The following is a 15,699-nucleotide window of genomic DNA, read 5'->3' as shown; positions in this document are numbered from 1 at the left end:
CCAGTAAAGTCGCGGATGATCGCCAGCACCCCGAGTCGGGTCGCATGGCGGGTCAACGCACTGTTGAGAGGTCCGCACACAAGATGCGGCTTGGGAGGGATACTGAAATGGACAGCGGGATTTTGCGTAACCGGTCGACGTTGCTGGCCGCCGCATCGATATTGGCGCTGGGGTCGCATGCGGCGCCGGCTTTCGCGCAGGCGCAGGACGCTACCGACACCGGCCAGCAGGCCTCCGATCCGGGCGGGAACGTCATCGTCGTCACCGGCTTCCGGGCCTCGCTCGAAGACGCGCTCGAGGCCAAGCGCGAATCGAACCTGATCATTGAATCGGTCACCGCCGAGGACATCGGCAAGTTTCCCGACCAGAACGTGGCGGAATCGCTCCAGCGCCTGCCCGGCATCCAGATCGACCGCGAGAACGGCCAGGGTTCGAAGGTCCGCATTCGCGGGCTCGAACAGAACGTCACGCTGCTCAACGGCGAGCTCTTCGTCAGCGGGCTCGAAGTCTACAAGGTCGGCGAAGGCAATTACAATCGCAACGACAGCCTCGAAGGCGTGCCGTCCGAACTGATCGGCGGGATCGAAGTGTTCAAGTCGCCCAATGCCTCGCTGCTGTCGGGCGGCCTGGGCGGGATCGTCAATCTCAAGACGCGCAACCCGCTCGACCTGAAGCAGGGCCTGACGCTGGCGGGCAACGCGAAAATGAGCAAGGGCAGCGAAATCTCGGGCTGGGAACCCGCCGGCGCCGCCGTGCTGGGCTACAATTTCAACGACCGGCTGGGGGTCATCGCATCCTTCAGCTACGAAAAGACCAACAACCACGTCAACGTGCTGGGCGGCGACAACCGCGGCAACTGGGCGTTCGCCGAAGGGCGCCGCGACACCGCGACCGTGCCGACCAATTACTACGCGCCCGAATATCGCTATGTCACCGACCGCGACCAGTACCGGCGGCGCTGGGGCGCTTCGCTGGGCATCACCTACCGGCCGACCGACGCGCTCGAAGTCAGCGCCCAGTATTTCCATTCCGACCTTGAGATCGACACCCGCGAAGCTTCGGTCAAATTCCCCTTCGGACAGGGCGAATCGCAGGGCCTGGTCGGGGATTACTCGATCAACGAGAACGGCGTGCTGACCCAGGGCACGGTGCGGGCGCAGTCGGCCGAGGCGATCTCCTTCGTCGACGTGTCCAACATCAAGTCGGACAATCTGCAATTCGCGCTCGAATGGGACAACGATACCAATTTCCGCGCCTCGGTCATGGCTGCCTATGCGACTTCGAGCATGGAACGCGAAGTGGCCAACAACGACGTGCGCTACACTGCCTATGGCGTGCGTGGGCCGGGCACTTCGGGGCCGCAGCCCGGCTTCACCCCGAACGCCTCGGCGCCGCCGACCTTCGACTTCACCTACACCAATGGCGACTTTCCCAGCTTCGGCATCGGCGCAGGCAGCCCGCAGGACCTGTTCAACAATCCCGACTTCGGCTTCTTCAAGTCGCACTGGGCATTTGGTGACCGGTCGGACATCGACGGCCATTCGATCCGTGCGGATTTCGCCTATGACGTCGACGACAGCTATGCCGACACCATCACGTTGAGCGCGGGCTTCCGGTACGGCCAACGCACGGTGGACTTCACCTCGGGCCGCTATCTCGCCGATCTCAGCGGTAAGGGCGAACTCGATGCCACGCAGATCCCCGAGGCCGAACGCGTCGACGGCTTCTCCTACAACTGGACGCCCTACAGCTACTTCCAGGACGGGGCGATCGGATACAAGATCTGCGACCTGCCCGAAGTGAACAAGCCGGCGGCCTTCGCCGGATGCAGCCGGTTCGGCAATTCGCCCGCGCTGCTGACGCCCTACGAAACCTTCCTGAGCAATCCCGAGCGGGTGGAGGCGATCGCCAATTTCGCCGGTGGCGGCCGGGTCGAAGGCGATACGGTGCTGGTGGCCGACCGCTCGCAGATGACCAATGCGCTCGAATGGATCCAGGCGCTCTATCCCGACACGCCCTTCACCTTCTTCGAAGACCCGCTGCAGACCTACCGGGTCAAGGAAGAAGTCAAGTCGGGCTATGTCATGGCCGATATCGGGGGGCTGGACGATCCCTACCACGTCAATGTCGGCCTGCGCATCGTCAACACCGACCTGACGGTCGACCAGAACCAGCCCGCCAATGCCGATCCCAGCTATTGGGGCACCGACAGCTGGAACGGCGTGCTGCGCGATTTCACCACCACCACGGTGATGCGCAGCTACACCGACTTCCTGCCCAGCGCGAACGCGGTGTTCGACGTCGGCGACGACAGCAAGGTCCGCTTTGCCGCGGCGCGGGTCGTCGCCCGCCAGCCGCTGGTGTCGCTGGGACAGGGCTTCGCAACCGACTTCACCCGCGATCCCGCCGACGATCTGTTCAAGTTCACCAGCGGTTCGCGCGGCAATGCCGAGCTCGATCCGTTCCGCGCCTACCAGTTCGACCTGGGGGTCGAGCACTACTTCGGCAATCAGGGCCTGTTATCAGCCGGGCTGTTCTGGAAGGAAGTCGACAGCTTCGTCGTCAACGAGACGGTGGCGGTGTTCGTCAACGACCAGGCGGGCGGGCGGCTGGGTCCGGTGTCGCAGCCGGCCAACGGATCGGGCGGCCGCGTGAAGGGGTTCGAACTCGCCGCGCAATATGCCTTCGACTTCGGTCTCGGCTTTACCGCGAACTACACTTTCTCGGACACCGAGACCGATTTCAGCACCGATTTTGCCGACAACCTCCCGCTGCCGGGCGTGTCCAAGCACTCGGCCAACGGGCAGGTCTATTTCGAACGCTACGGGTTCGCCGCGCGCGCCTCCTACAGCTGGCGTTCGAAACAGTATCTGGGCAATTTCGGCTTTTCCGACGGCTCGGTCACGCGGACGCTGGGCATTTACCAGAAGTCCTACGGCCAGCTCGATGGACAGATCAGCTACCAACTGACTGACAATTTCGAAGTCTTCGCCGAAGCGATCAACATCACCAAGGCGGATACCAAGGTCTATCTGCAATTCCCCGAACTGCCCTTCCGCTTCGAATCGGGTTCGCGCCGGCTCTACGCCGGGGTGAAGTTCAACTTCTGATCAGCGGTCCTCTCCGGAAACTGGTGGCGGCCCCTGCCCGCAGGGGTCGCCATCGTTTTTTCCGCTTTCGATGGTAAGGTACCCGGCATGACGGCTTCGATGCCAACCGACCACGGCCACGCGCAGGCGATCGGCTCGATCTGCATCGTCGGCGGCGGGACCGCGGGCTGGTCGGCTGCGGCGCTGCTGTCGCAGGTGCTGCGCGGCAGTGGATGCCGCATCACGCTGGTCGAATCCTCCGCCATCCCGACGGTGGGCGTGGGCGAGGCCACGATCCCGCCGATCTTCGATTTCCTGCGCAATATCGGCGCCGACGAGGTCGAATTCATCCGCCGCTGCCAAGCCACCTTCAAGCTGGGCATCCAGTTTCGCGACTGGCTGCACCATGGCCATGCCTACTGGCACCCCTTCGGCAATCTCGGGGTAACGATCAACCAGCGCCCCTTCCATCACTATTACTGCATGAACCGCGCGGCTGGGCATGGCGAGACCCTTGCCGATCTGTGCCCCTCGGTCGCGCTGGCCGAGGACGGCAAGTTCGCCTTCCCCTCGCCCGACGGGCAGTGGCCCGGAGGCGCGGTCGCCTATGCGCTGCATTTCGACGCCGGGCTGGTCGCCGCCTTCCTGCGCGACCATGCCGTGGCCGCCGGGGTCGAGCGGCTCGACCGCCGCATCGTCGGCGCCACGCGCGGCGAAGGCGAGAGGATCGCGGCGGTGCAGTTCGACGATGGTGAGAGCCTCGAAGCCGATTTCTACATCGACTGTTCGGGTTTCCGCGGCCTGCTGATCGAGGAGACGCTGGGCGCGGGTTTCGAGGACTGGAAACACTGGCTGCCCTGCGACAGCGCGGTAGCCGCCCCCACTGCCGCGCAGGAGCAGCGCGCGCCCTTCACCGTCGCCACCGCCCGCTCGGCCGGGTGGCAGTGGCGCATCCCGCTGCAGCACCGCACCGGCAACGGGCTGGTCTATGCCAGCGACTTCATTTCCGATGCCGATGCGCAGGCACAGCTGCTCGCCGGGCTCGATGACGAAGCGCAGGCCGATCCGCGCGTGCTGCGCTTCACCGCCGGGCTGCGCAAGCGCGCCTGGGTCGGCAACTGCCTCGCGATCGGGCTGTCGGCCGGTTTCCTCGAACCGCTCGAATCGACCAGCATCCACCTGATCCACACCGGGCTGAACCGGCTGCTCGACCTGTTTCCCGATCGCCGCTTCGATCCCGCGCTGATCGCGGCCTACAATCGCGACGTGCACCGCGAATACGCGCATATCCGCGACTTCCTGCTGCTGCATTACGTGCCCAACCGGCGCGAGGGCGAACCCTTCTGGGACCATATGCGCGGCCTCGACCTGCCCGATACGCTGGCGGAAAAGATCGAGCTCTTCACGCGCACGGGACGGATCATGTCGCGCCAGCGCGAGCTGTTTTCGGACATCAGCTGGTTCTACGTCATGCACGGCATGGGGCTGACCCCCGCGGCGCTCGATCCGCTCGCCGAGGCCGCGCCCTTCGGCGAGGTGCGCAAGGTGATCGACCAGCTGCGCGGGGCAATGCAGGCGTTCCGCAGCGCTGCGCCTACGCACGACGCGATCATCGACCGCTTGCTCGACCCGGCTGAGACACGCCGCCCCCAATTCGGCACCGGCGGCGGCTGGACGACGCGCTAGGGGCCGATGGCCCCCTCAGGCGGGCGGGGGCGCCACGGTCAGCCGTTCGACCAGGCTGTGCGTATGGACCACGGTAGGGCCGGGATCCTCGCCGGCGAGCTGGCGCAGCAGCATGTCAGCCGCCGTGTGCGCCATCTCGACCACCGGCTGGCGCACCGTGGTCAGCCGCGGCCAGACCACGCGCGAAATTTCGGAATCGTCGAAGCCGACCACGCTCAGATCGCCCGGGACGTCGAAGCCCAGTTCGCGCGCGGCGGACATCGCCCCCACCGCCATGTCGTCGTTCTGCGCGATGATCGCGGTCGGGCGCAGCTTGCGCGACAGGATCCGCCGCGTCGCCTCGTAACCCGACTCGAAGCTGAAATCGCCGGTCTCGACCAGTTCGGGCAGGTACTCGACGCCCGCATCGGCGAAGGCCGCACGATAGGCGGTCAGCCGCTGTTCGCTCACCGGGTGGTCGGGATCGCCCTTGATGATGGCAATGCGCCGGTGTCCGAAACCGATCACGTGTTCGGCGATTTCACGGCCGGCGGCGATATCATCCATCGTCGTCGCCAGCCCCAGTTCCTCGCGCGATTGCGGCGTGATGCGGGCAAAGGGGATGCGCGCCTGCGCCAGCCCGTCGAGCACGTCCGGATGGTCCGCCGCGGGCGGTGCGAGGATCACCCCGTCGAGCGCGGCCGAGCGGATCGTGGCAACCACGTCGCGCGGGTGGTCGCTGACCGATTCCACCGGCAGCACGATCAGCCGGTAGCGTTCGCCATGCAGCCGCTCGAGCGCGCCGCGCTGCAATTCGACGACATAGCTCGGGCTCGGTTTTTCATAGACCAGCCCGATCAGATAGGATTGCTGGCGCACCAGCCCCTGCGCCATCACATTGGGCTGGTAGTTGAGTTCCTCCGCAGCGCGCAGCACCTTCTTGCGCAGCGCGGGGGTGATGTGCGGTTCGTTGTTGAACACGCGCGAGACGCTCTTGGGCGAAACCTGCGCCAGCTTGGCGACATCGACGATCGTCGAACGCTTCTTTTCCCGCGGCATCGCTCAGGCGTGGCGCGATTGTCCGTCGTTGTCAACGACGCGCGCGCGCACGCGTGAGCGGTTCGCAGGATCGATCTGTCAGAACAACCGACCGCCGGCATCCTGCCGCGATCAAGCCGATGGTGCCAGAAGAGGCATCACATTCGAACTTCTTTTCCGTTTAATTTCTGATGTTTAGATATTTCGGTCAAGCTGAAAAGCCCGCAAAAGGCCCGCAAAATCCCTCTAATGTATTGGTTCGATGCCTTTTTTAGGACTCGGAATTTCAATTTCAAACTTGACCGCGGAGTAGGTCGTTATCCGCTTTGCGCTCCAATCTCCGCTATTCTACGGGCTGCGCGCTCTGCCCGGAAGCAGTCATCCGTTCGGTTTACTTTAAATCATCGATATTCGTTCCAGCTTCTCTTCTTTTTGGCCGATAGTCTGGGAGGGGAGGATTTGATGTAATTCCCTCAACCTGAATATCTTCGATTTTTTCACTGAGAGGAGCAAGTTCGCGACTAAGCTCGCGAAGGTCCGTTTCACCTTCAACCAAAGAATCTTCGACCGCCGGAATGCCACTCCTTATCTGGGAAAGTTTGTTTTCAGCGTTCTGCACCCCCTCCCTGAATTGGCGAAGGCGTCGTTGCGCGATAGCAGAAGCGCTCCGCCCTGAGATCCGCCGATCTGCATCTCGAAGATTATTTCCCCATCCACCAACCCTTTGCCCTAAGTCTAACAATCTTCCTTTTGTTGAGGCCAATCGTTCGTCCCAACCTTCGGCGTCCGATGCGAGTGCGGCCGTCGTGACTCGAAGCCGGACAAGATCGGAGGTGATCACCCGTTGCTTTTCTGGCTCCAGTCCTTCGTTCAGAGCGCGAATGCTATTTGCCACGGTCTCTACAGTGGCGGTCGCATCCCTCCCCAATAGTCCGGTTTCGTCCGCGGCGGGAATGATCTTTTTCCTGACTTGTCGGTGTAAATGCCCTGACGACCCCGTCGGCCCTCGAGCACGAGCGCAGCCTCTCCAGTTATCAGATCCGTGCTGATTGTCGCTTCAAGGCCGTGGACTTTCGCCGCAGAAGGATCGAGAGTCAGAACAACGACCACGTTTTCCGGTTCATTTTCCGCCAGACGGACCGATGTTACCTGTCCCACAGGGACTCCCGATAGTGTTACAGTCGATCCCGACTGAAGGCCTTCCACGGAGCGATCAAACTTGATCTGATATGTTTCCTGATTTGGTCTGGGATCGATTAGCCACATCGCGAAAGCGATGGTCGTAAGCATCAGAATGCCAACGATCCACGCCACTAGGGAGAAGTTTGCGTTAGTTTCCATCTAGCACGCCGCCAGCGGTTTGTTCGTCCGGCAGAGGGCCGGTGCAATGAAAGTTCGCGTCCCGCATGCTCCATTCGGTTGTCCGCTATAGAACATGACCGAGGTTCGTCCCCTGGCGCAATCGCCACGAGCGGGGCATCCGGGCGCGTCGAATGTGTTTTGGTTTGAGATCGGCCTAGTCCCAACACGGGCGTGATGCCGCCCCGCCCGTGGCGACCGAATATTGCTATGACTTGCGCAAGCCGCGTCCGGTCACTCAAGCGCGAAGGCGTCATGTCTTCCAGGCCGCTGCTGGAGGATGTGATTTCAAGTCTCCTGGCGATGTCCGTCTGGTTCAGGGCAGGAGCTCTGATGAGCTGCGCCAACACACGCCACTGCGTACGATTGAGGCTCAGCGGCTGTGCTCGGTCATCGAATGCCTTGCGCGCGGCGCGGCTGATCTGGTCCATCATGAAGATCGCTCGATCATCGTGGGTGATGACATTGTCGAGTGCGAGAGTGCCCTCATCTTCTGGCATGAGACATTCCTATCGATCGGAGAAAAATAGTAAAGGACTTTCGCATTTTGTTTTGGCCGCTATATCGCTCGCGCAGCGGCTCAAACGATGGCGAGGAGCGAAATAATCATGGCGGACGAGACAGCAGGGGCTAGCGATGAAGGCGCACGTCCGACGGGGTTGTCCAGTCCGCGGGTCCGGCTGGGTCTGCTGATCGCCGGCATTCTGGTCCTGCTCGCCGGGAGCTACTGGTATTACAATCATCAGACGTACGGCAGATTCCAGCAGTCCACCGACAACGCTTATATTGCCGCCGACAGCGTCATCATCTCCCCCAAAATTGCGGGCTACGTCGAGCGCGTATTAGTGACGGAGAATCAAACGGTCGCGTCGGGCGATGCACTTGTCCAGCTGGACGTGCGAGATTATCGTGCCCAAACGAACCAGGTCGAAGCCCAGATCGCCGCGTCGCTCGCCGGAGCAGATACGGTACGCGCCCAGCAACAAGAGCAGGACGCGGCAATTGCCCAGGCCCGTGCACAGCTCGCAGCAGCATCTGCACAGGCTGGTCTCGCTGCTGAGCAGGTTGTCCGGTACCGCCCCCTTGCCGCTTCGGGAGCGGAGCCGCGCGAGAGGCTCGATCAGCTGGAGGCCCAGGCCAGAGAAGCGCAGGCTCAAGTCGCGGCAGCGCGCGCCGCGCTCACGGCGGCACAGCGCCGACAGAACACGCTTAGCGAGCAGATAGACCAGGCCAATTCGCAAGCCAACGCCGCTCGTGCGCAACTCGAGGCCGCCCGTCTGAACCTGTCATCGACCACGCTCCAGGCCAGTATTTCCGGGCGGGTGGGTGACCTCACGGTCCGACCTGGACAATTTGTCCAGCCTGGCCAACGCCTTATGAGCCTCGTACCGACCGACCGCCTCTACGTGACAGCAAATTTCAAGGAAACGCAGCTCGGACTTGTCCGCCCGGGGCAACCCGTCACCTTGGAAATCGACGCGCTGCCGGACCTCGAGCTATTAGGAAGAGTGGAAAGCATCGCCCCCGGGACCGGGGCAGAATTCTCGATCCTACCTCCGCAAAACGCGACGGGTAATTTCACCAAGATCGTTCAGCGCGTCCCGGTGCGCATATCCATTCAGGCTTCGCCCGAGATCCTGCGTCTGCTGGTGCCGGGCATGTCTGTTGTCGCGAGTGTCGATACGCGCGCCGCTAGAGACCAACTCGATTCTGATCCGCAACGCGGCCGGAGACTGACCGATGGCAGGCGCCGCTGCAGCGGTTTCGCCGCCGGTCGAAAAGGCCGATGCTACGGCCTGGATCGCCGTAGCCGCCGGTGCGCTGGGGGCGATGCTGGCAACGCTTGACATCTCGATCGTCAATTCGGCGCTGCCGACGATCCAGGGGGAAATCGGCGCGACCGGAACCGAAGGCACCTGGATCGCGACAGCCTTCCTTGTTGCCGAGATCATCATCATCCCTCTGAGCGCGTGGCTGGAAAGACTGCTCGGCCTTCGCACGCTGCTCATCGTCGCGGTTTCTGCCTTCACGGCCTTTTCGGTGTTGTGCGGCATTGCCACCGATCTGACGACGATGATCATCGGTCGCACCGGTCAAGGGTTCATGGGCGGCGCGCTTATTCCAACCGCTATGACCATCGTCGCAAAGCGACTGCCTCCATCGCAACAGCCGATCGGCATGGCGCTCTTCGGAATGACCGTGGTTCTTGGGCCGGTAATGGGCCCGTTGGTGGGGGGCTGGCTTACCGAGAACCTGAGCTGGCACTACGCCTTCTTCGTCAACGTGCCCGTCTGCGCGTTGCTCCTTGCTTTACTATTCATCGGGCTACCCCATGAAAAGCCCGACTGGGTTTACCTGCGCGAGGCTGATTGGGCGGGAATAGCTGGTATGATCCTTGGGTTGGGTGGGCTGACCATCGTTCTGGAAGAAGGCCACCGCGAGGAGTGGTTCGATTCCACGCTGATCGTCCAGCTCACACTGATGACGGTCGTGGGTTTTGCACTTCTGACCTACGGACAGCTTTACGCGCGCAAACCCGTGCTCAAATTGCGCCTGATGCTCAGCAGGCAGTTTGCCAGCGTCGTGGTGATGGCACTGGCGCTTGGCATGGTCATGTATGGCTCGACCTACGTGATCCCGCAATTTCTCGCGATAATTTCCGATTATAATGCCTTGCAGACCGGACTTGTGATCTTCTGGATGGGCGTTCCGGCTTTCCTGTTGATGCCCGTTCTCCCGTTCATGATCCGCAGGATTCACATCCGCATTGCGGTCGCGCGGGCATGTTCATCATGGCGCTAAGCTGTTTCGTCAGCATAAATCTGACAGCGGAATCGGGAGGTGGAGTGTTCACCGAAAGCCAGTTCCTGCGTGGCATCGGCATGATCCTCACGATGATGTTCCTCAACCAGGCGACGGTAGCTTCGGTTGCCAAGGAGGATGCCGGCGATGCTTCGGGCATCTTCAACGCGGCGCGAAACCTCGGGGGCTCGTTCGCGCTCGCGGGGCTTGCCTCGTTCCAGGATCAGCGCCAGTGGCATCATAGTCGACGCATGGAAGAAACCCTCAACGCTAACAGCCCCCGGCTACAGGAATACCTGGACGGCATGACGGCGTCGCTGGGCAGCCCACAGGCCGCGCTGGAGATGCTTTCCGGCATCATTCAGCGCGATGCGTTCGTGATGACCTACAACGATGTCTTTTTCGCCATGGGCGCGATTACCCTGGTCACGGTGCCGCTGGTACTGTTCCTCAAGCCTCTCCCGAAGAACTTATCCCTTTCGATGCACTGAGAACTCTATGCGCAAGACCCTAACCCTCCTCGCTCCCATGGCGCTCCTCGCGGGTTGCATGTCCGGTCCCGACTATGCCGGTCCCCCGCAACTTGCGACCGCCGCAGGCAATGCGTTCGTACGCGCCGGCCCCGAAATCGATCCGTTTGCGCCGATTGCCGGCGACTGGTGGACGCTGCTCGGCGATCCGGTTCTCAATGAACTGGAGGCGCGCGCGCTGGTCGGCAATCCGGGCGTGGCCGCGGCGCGCGCTCGCATCGAACAGGCAAGGGCTTCTGTCCGCCAGGAGCGCGCCAACCGGCTACCCGCCGTGGCTGCGCAGGCGACTGCGGTCCAGGCGAATATCCCAGGGCTAGATATCGGCAGTGGCCCGCCCCCGGGATCGCCCGGCGCTCCTGCAGACACCGAAGAGCAGGACAGCCTCAGCGTCTACAACGTCGGGCTCAATGCAAACTGGGAGATCGATTTCGCTGGGGGGCAGGCACGGCGTGTCGAGGCCATTAACGCTCAGGCTGCGGCCTCGGTGGCGAACGCCGAGGATGCGAAAGTCCAGCTCGCCGCCGAAATCGCGCGGGCGTATGTGAGCCTGCGAGAAGCGCAAGGGCGGCTCGAGCTTGTCCAGCGAGAGCGCGACTTGCAGCAGCAAATTCTCGAACTGACCTATCAGCGCTATACACAGGGCGCTCTCGCGCTGTTCCCGGTCGGTAACGCGAACGCCGAGCTCGAACTGCTCAAGTCGCAGATCGCGGAAGCTCAAGCGGACATCGATGTATTCAAAGACACGCTCGCGGTGCTGACGGGCGAAGCGCCCGGCGCACTCGACGGGCTCCTGGCGGCTCAGGCCGAAATTCCGCTTCCCCCGAACGGGTCGCGGTGGGCGATCCCGCAGCGCTAATAGCGCGGCGGCCGGATGTTCGAGCCGCCGAACGCATGCTGGCCGCGGCGAATGCGCGCATTGGCGTGGCAGAGGCTGCTCGCTTCCCCAAGATTTCCTTCATGGGGATTCTCGGTTTGGGCGGATCGGAGCCCGACGACATCCTGGACCCGGGCAACTTATCGGCAATCGCTTTGCCGCGGCTGCAGTGGAACCTGCTTGATTTCGGCCGCACGGCAGCATCGATCGATCAGGCCGAGAGTGCGCGCGACGAGGCCGAAGCGCGCTATCTTGAAGTGGTCCTGGGCGCACTACGCGACGCCGAACAATCGCTTGCTCGGTTCGGGCAACAAAGAGCCAACGTAGCCGCGCTGGCGCAGATCAGTCGGCAGGCCGACACGGCTGCGGAGCTTAACGAGCAACGCCGCGCCGCGGGGGTAATCTCGCAAGGCGAACTCAACACTTCGATCCGCAAGCGCGAACAGGCCAGAGCAAATCTCGATCGGGCGATCGCCGCCATGACAAATGGCTGGATCGCGATCCAGAAGTCGCTTGGGTTGGGATGGGTCGAATTGTCTCGCGACAATCGCACGTCGGTTGAGCCAGCTCCGGTCGATCGAAAATCAGTTATGAAACCTGAACAGAGTTAGGATAAGTTTTCTCAGAAGTCTGCCCCGCAGCCCCTTCCAACTTTTCCTAACGCGTCAGCACCTCGTGCACTACGACCCAATCTTGGATCATAGGGGTCAGCATGTTTCCGCCTTTCGCAGAGTGCGTTTGCCAGTATCACCATCGGATATCCCGATTGCACTATTCGGTGACTCTTCATTGTCGTTTCTATGTAAGGCCTTAAGCTTTCCGCGAGCATCTCGTAGCGACATCAACGAGCGATCGTACAGGCATTTCGAGTGCAGCTCGCATTTGGCCGGTTCGATGACCGCCTCGTCGGTAGGCTTACGAGGCGGTCATCGAGCATTACGCCGCTCTGGAAAAGCTATAAAGTCATGGGTCGAAATACGAACTAGCTGGCACTGTCCGTTCGGGTCGTTGGGAGGACCACCGATCTCCCCGCCAACACGATCTGGACCTGTTAGAAACTGAACCCCAAAGCAACACCATATCTACGAGGATCCAAAGTGTAGATATTGGTAAAATTCCCCGAGGATGCGTCGGTCAAGTACAATCCTGTCACCGAGCTGCTGTCGAAAATGTTCTGAACAAATCCGCGCACGAACCAACGCTCATCCGCACTGTTCAACTGCACGATCGCGTTGGCTTGCACGAATGGCTCGATCCGGTTGACCCTGCCGTTAAAGATATTGCCGTATTGCTCACCAGTCAGCGCTACGTCCACGCGAGGAACCAGAGTCATGCCATTGTCGAAAGTGGCGGTGTACTGCACACCCATCGAAACCTTCATTTCGGGGGCCTGCGGCAACTTGTTCCCTTTTATGTTGACCTCTACGCCAGGGCTTAATACCGCAAGGCCGCTGCCCGCCGGAACGGCTCCGGCCAAGACATCGCAAATGCTGAATGCGCCGCTTGACGCAAGATTGCCGTCATTAGGAAATTCTTCGGGACCACGAAGACCCAGAGCTGCGTTCACTCCGGCCACGAATGCGTCGGCCGCGCCGGGGGCTGGCCCGGTTACGGCACAATTAGCACCGTTGCTAATATCCTTGATGATGACGGCATCAGGATCGCCGCCACCCGGGTCGCGCGGATTGGAGAAGAACTGGTCGCCGGCAACTTCCGCGTTGAGATAACTGAACGTCAAGTTGACAAGCCAATCGGGATCGGGCCGGATAACGGACTCTAGTTCCACACCCCAGATATCGGCATCGATAGTATCATTAACTGAGGTACGGGCGACGATGCGGCTAAGCTGCAACCCGCTATACTTATAGTAGAATGCAGTAGCGTTTAATTGCAGTGCGCCATTCGCAAAGGTATTTTTCGATCCGATTTCAAATGCGTCGATGGTTTCTGATCCGAAGCTTTCAGCCACATCGAAAACGGGCGAAAGGGGCGGGTTGATACCCCCGGATTTATAGCCCCTGGCATAAGATGCGTAAATCGAATTGTCAGGCGTAACTTCGTAGTCGAGCACCGCACGCCCGGTTATTTCATCGAAACCTACTTCTCTAAATTGCGTTAGCTGCTCACCTGGCGTACCAGGATCGGCATCAAAAAGACCAGAGGGACCGGTTAAGGGAGTGATCGGGCTGTCGAACGGCTCCCCGTCATTCGCGTAAGGATTGAGGAAGCTAATCAAGGTCGTGCGCGCAGTCACGTCTTTCTTGTCGTCGTTATACCGCAAACCTCCGGTGAAGGTCAGACGCTCGGTCAGGTCGACGTAGATCTCCCCGAACACACCGAAGCTCTCAAGATTAGCCTCGAGAGAATTGTTGCGGTACATGGATGTTGCGAAGTAGGATGGCGGTGCACCGCCTGCCAAAGTACCAAACGATCCCAGAATGGCACTGGCGTAGTCAAGCGCGAATGAGTTTACATAGTAACTGTTGTCGGTAGTCTTGGACTTTGCATAGATCCCTCCGAGCAGGAAATTGAATGCTCCGTCGAAATCACTGGAAAGGAGGATTTCGCCGCTCCAGGATTCGCGTTGCTCTGAAGACCTGTCGAAGGATAGCGGCGTTTCGCCGCACAATACATTACCTTCGAACGCGCCCCTGTTCCCATCATCGTTATCGGAGGTGCACAATACGCCCCCTGGGCCATTGGGGATGAGAGCCTCCACAATCGGGGTAAAATACGCCGACGAACCTGGCACGAACGCCGGTGCAGGTGCGGGGAGGCCGGTAGGCAAACCGTTGGCCGCGAAGCCGGACAACACGTTCAAGGCCGTAGCAAAGCCGGTACGATCCTGAATGCCCAGAAAGTAGTCCTGCCGGGAATCGACTTCGGTGTCCTGATAAAGACCGGTTGCAGTCAGTGTCATAGCTCCGATGCGCTGCTCGAGACGGGCCTGTAGCTGCACTTCATCGGCAAAATAGAATGGAGTATACGCCGTGTTTACCGTGCGCACATCGTCGGGCTTATCGAATCCTGCAAATGCGTCGGGGCCGTACAGGCTTCCCAATCCCAGTACTGAGGGAATTCCCTGAATAGCGAAGAACTCTTGCGAACTGAGCGTTGCGCCGACTGTGGAATTGGCATTGGTGATGTCAAAGTCGCGGCGATTGTTCAGACAACCCAGCACGCCGAGCGGGTCACGCTGGCAGGCCTGCTTTTGATTACGTAAACGGGTGTCATCTTCCCTGAAATAATATGCCATGAAGTCGAGAGTGGTATCGGCACCGGGTTCAAAACGAAGAGAACCACGAACAGCGTACATGTCTCGGTCGTCGACATCCGAATTGTCGAAAAGGTTTGTGGTGTAACCGTCGCGATTCAGAAAGAATCCGGCTACCCGAACGCCGATAGAATCGCCGATCGGGACATTGACCATCCCTTCGGCCTTGATGCTGTTGTAATTCCCATACTCGAACTCTCCGGCCGCGCCGAAAGAACCGAGGTCAGGCTTGGCTGTCACAAGGTTGACAACACCCGAGGTAGCGTTGCGGCCGAAGAGGGTGCCCTGCGGCCCCCGTAGGACCTCAATTCGCTCAAGGTCAAAATATTCTGTTTCGAACAGCCGGGTACCAAAAAGAGGGGAACCATTGATATGGATAGCCGTCGCTGCGTCACACGTCACACCAACACAAAGATCGCCGATACCACGGATGGTGAAGGACGACCCGGTGAAGTTGCCCTTCGAAAATGAGACGTTCGGGAGCGTCAATTGAAGGTCAGCAGCGTTTTCGATCTGCTGGCTTTCGAGAGCCGTAGCATCGAAGGCACTGACCGCGATCGGCACCTCTTGCAGACTTTGAGATTGGCGTTGGGCCGTAACGATGATTACGGATCCTTGGGGTTCCGCCTCATCAGTTGTGGGATCCTGCGCTAAAGCCATCTGCGGCCAAGCCAAGATGGCCGAAGTGGCGAGCACCATCGCTCTCAGTGTCATATAGCATCCCTTCCCATCTCTTCAGTGCGACGATAATTGGCTCCGCCGCTTACTGCAAAATGGGGCGACCTCGAGGGTCGCCCCTTAGTCTGTGGAGAGGAGAGGGAGAGAATTAGCCCAATCCCCGTCCATGGGCATATACATCCGCGTGATATTAGTAAAGCGCCTTATCTTTTGACCCCATGGGCCACGATCCAGATCGCACGCGGAGTGAACGTTTGCTAAAGATCAGCAATGGTTGGCGCGCTAAGCGAGTTGCTCCCGATAAAGCTTTTGCCCCAGCTGGCATCGAGACCAACGAAGCGTTCGCCGTGCCGACGGCGACAATAGTTCGGATATAGTACAAGATGAATA

Annotated in this window: 8 protein-coding genes and 2 pseudogenes; 6 read left to right on the top strand and 4 right to left on the bottom strand. The window is 60.6% G+C overall.

Annotated features, from left to right (window positions below):
- Window positions 1-107 precede the first annotated feature (107 nt).
- The gene (locus tag WKH79_RS12770) at window positions 108-3,110 is read left to right on the top strand and encodes a TonB-dependent receptor (protein ID WP_341859088.1); all 3,003 of its coding nucleotides are present in this window, start codon (window positions 108-110) and stop codon (window positions 3,108-3,110) included.
- Window positions 3,111-3,197: 87 nt separating this feature from the next.
- Window positions 3,198-4,775: a tryptophan halogenase family protein gene (locus WKH79_RS12765; protein WP_341859087.1), complete on the top strand. Its 1,578-nt coding sequence runs from the start codon at window positions 3,198-3,200 to the stop codon at window positions 4,773-4,775.
- A 15-nt stretch (window positions 4,776-4,790) separates the two neighbouring features.
- Here WKH79_RS12765 and WKH79_RS12760 read toward each other — a convergent pair whose 3' ends face one another.
- The 3 genes from WKH79_RS12760 to WKH79_RS12750 form a co-directional block, all read right to left on the bottom strand.
- Window positions 4,791-5,813 carry a LacI family DNA-binding transcriptional regulator gene (locus tag WKH79_RS12760; protein WP_050599595.1) on the bottom strand — a complete coding sequence of 341 codons (1,023 nt, stop codon included), beginning with the start codon at window positions 5,811-5,813 and terminating at the stop codon, window positions 4,791-4,793.
- Window positions 5,814-6,183: 370 nt separating this feature from the next.
- On the bottom strand, window positions 6,184-6,687 hold the full coding sequence (locus tag WKH79_RS12755; protein ID WP_341859086.1) for a hypothetical protein: 504 nt from the start codon (window positions 6,685-6,687) through the stop codon (window positions 6,184-6,186).
- Between the two features lie 5 nt (window positions 6,688-6,692).
- Window positions 6,693-7,058: an MCE family protein gene (locus WKH79_RS12750; RefSeq protein WP_341860127.1), complete on the bottom strand. Its 366-nt coding sequence runs from the start codon at window positions 7,056-7,058 to the stop codon at window positions 6,693-6,695.
- Between the two features lie 284 nt (window positions 7,059-7,342).
- Here WKH79_RS12750 and WKH79_RS12745 point away from each other — a divergent pair, with 284 nt between their 5' ends.
- The 4 genes and pseudogenes from WKH79_RS12745 (at window position 7,343) to WKH79_RS12730 (ending at window position 11,968) form a co-directional block, all read left to right on the top strand.
- Window positions 7,343-7,681 (top strand): hypothetical protein, encoded by a 339-nt coding sequence (locus WKH79_RS12745; protein ID WP_103025104.1) that lies wholly within the window; start codon window positions 7,343-7,345, stop codon window positions 7,679-7,681.
- A 78-nt stretch (window positions 7,682-7,759) separates the two neighbouring features.
- On the top strand, window positions 7,760-8,998 hold the full coding sequence (locus WKH79_RS12740; RefSeq protein WP_341859085.1) for an HlyD family secretion protein: 1,239 nt from the start codon (window positions 7,760-7,762) through the stop codon (window positions 8,996-8,998).
- Window positions 8,892-10,444 (top strand): annotated as a pseudogene (locus WKH79_RS12735) (DHA2 family efflux MFS transporter permease subunit). The gene WKH79_RS12740 and the pseudogene WKH79_RS12735 overlap by 107 nt, the downstream one beginning before the upstream one ends.
- Window positions 10,445-10,481: 37 nt before the next feature.
- A pseudogene (locus WKH79_RS12730) lies at window positions 10,482-11,968 on the top strand (efflux transporter outer membrane subunit).
- 440 nt (window positions 11,969-12,408) lie between these two features.
- On the opposite strand, the gene WKH79_RS12725 reads toward WKH79_RS12730, so the two are convergent.
- Window positions 12,409-15,345: a TonB-dependent receptor gene (locus WKH79_RS12725; protein ID WP_006834179.1), complete on the bottom strand. Its 2,937-nt coding sequence runs from the start codon at window positions 15,343-15,345 to the stop codon at window positions 12,409-12,411.
- Window positions 15,346-15,699 lie beyond the last annotated feature (354 nt).

It is taken from the genome of Qipengyuania sp. GPGPB31 (assembly GCF_038396345.1).
GTDB lineage: Bacteria > Pseudomonadota > Alphaproteobacteria > Sphingomonadales > Sphingomonadaceae > Qipengyuania > Qipengyuania citrea.
Note: the sequence above shows the minus strand (reverse complement) of the source record. Positions and strands in the feature narration are given on the sequence as shown.

Bases quoted from the DNA above. Each gene is read 5' to 3' on its own strand.
- WKH79_RS12770 (WP_341859088.1), top strand. From the start codon at position 108: ATGGACAGCGGGATTTTGCGTAACCGGTCGACGTTGCTGGCCGCCGCA.
- WKH79_RS12765 (WP_341859087.1), top strand. From the start codon at position 3,198: ATGACGGCTTCGATGCCAACCGACCACGGCCACGCGCAGGCGATCGGC.
- WKH79_RS12760 (WP_050599595.1), bottom strand. From the start codon at position 5,813: ATGCCGCGGGAAAAGAAGCGTTCGACGATCGTCGATGTCGCCAAGCTG.
- WKH79_RS12750 (WP_341860127.1), bottom strand. From the start codon at position 7,058: ATGTGGCTAATCGATCCCAGACCAAATCAGGAAACATATCAGATCAAG.
- WKH79_RS12740 (WP_341859085.1), top strand. From the start codon at position 7,760: ATGGCGGACGAGACAGCAGGGGCTAGCGATGAAGGCGCACGTCCGACG.
- WKH79_RS12725 (WP_006834179.1), bottom strand. From the start codon at position 15,345: ATGACACTGAGAGCGATGGTGCTCGCCACTTCGGCCATCTTGGCTTGG.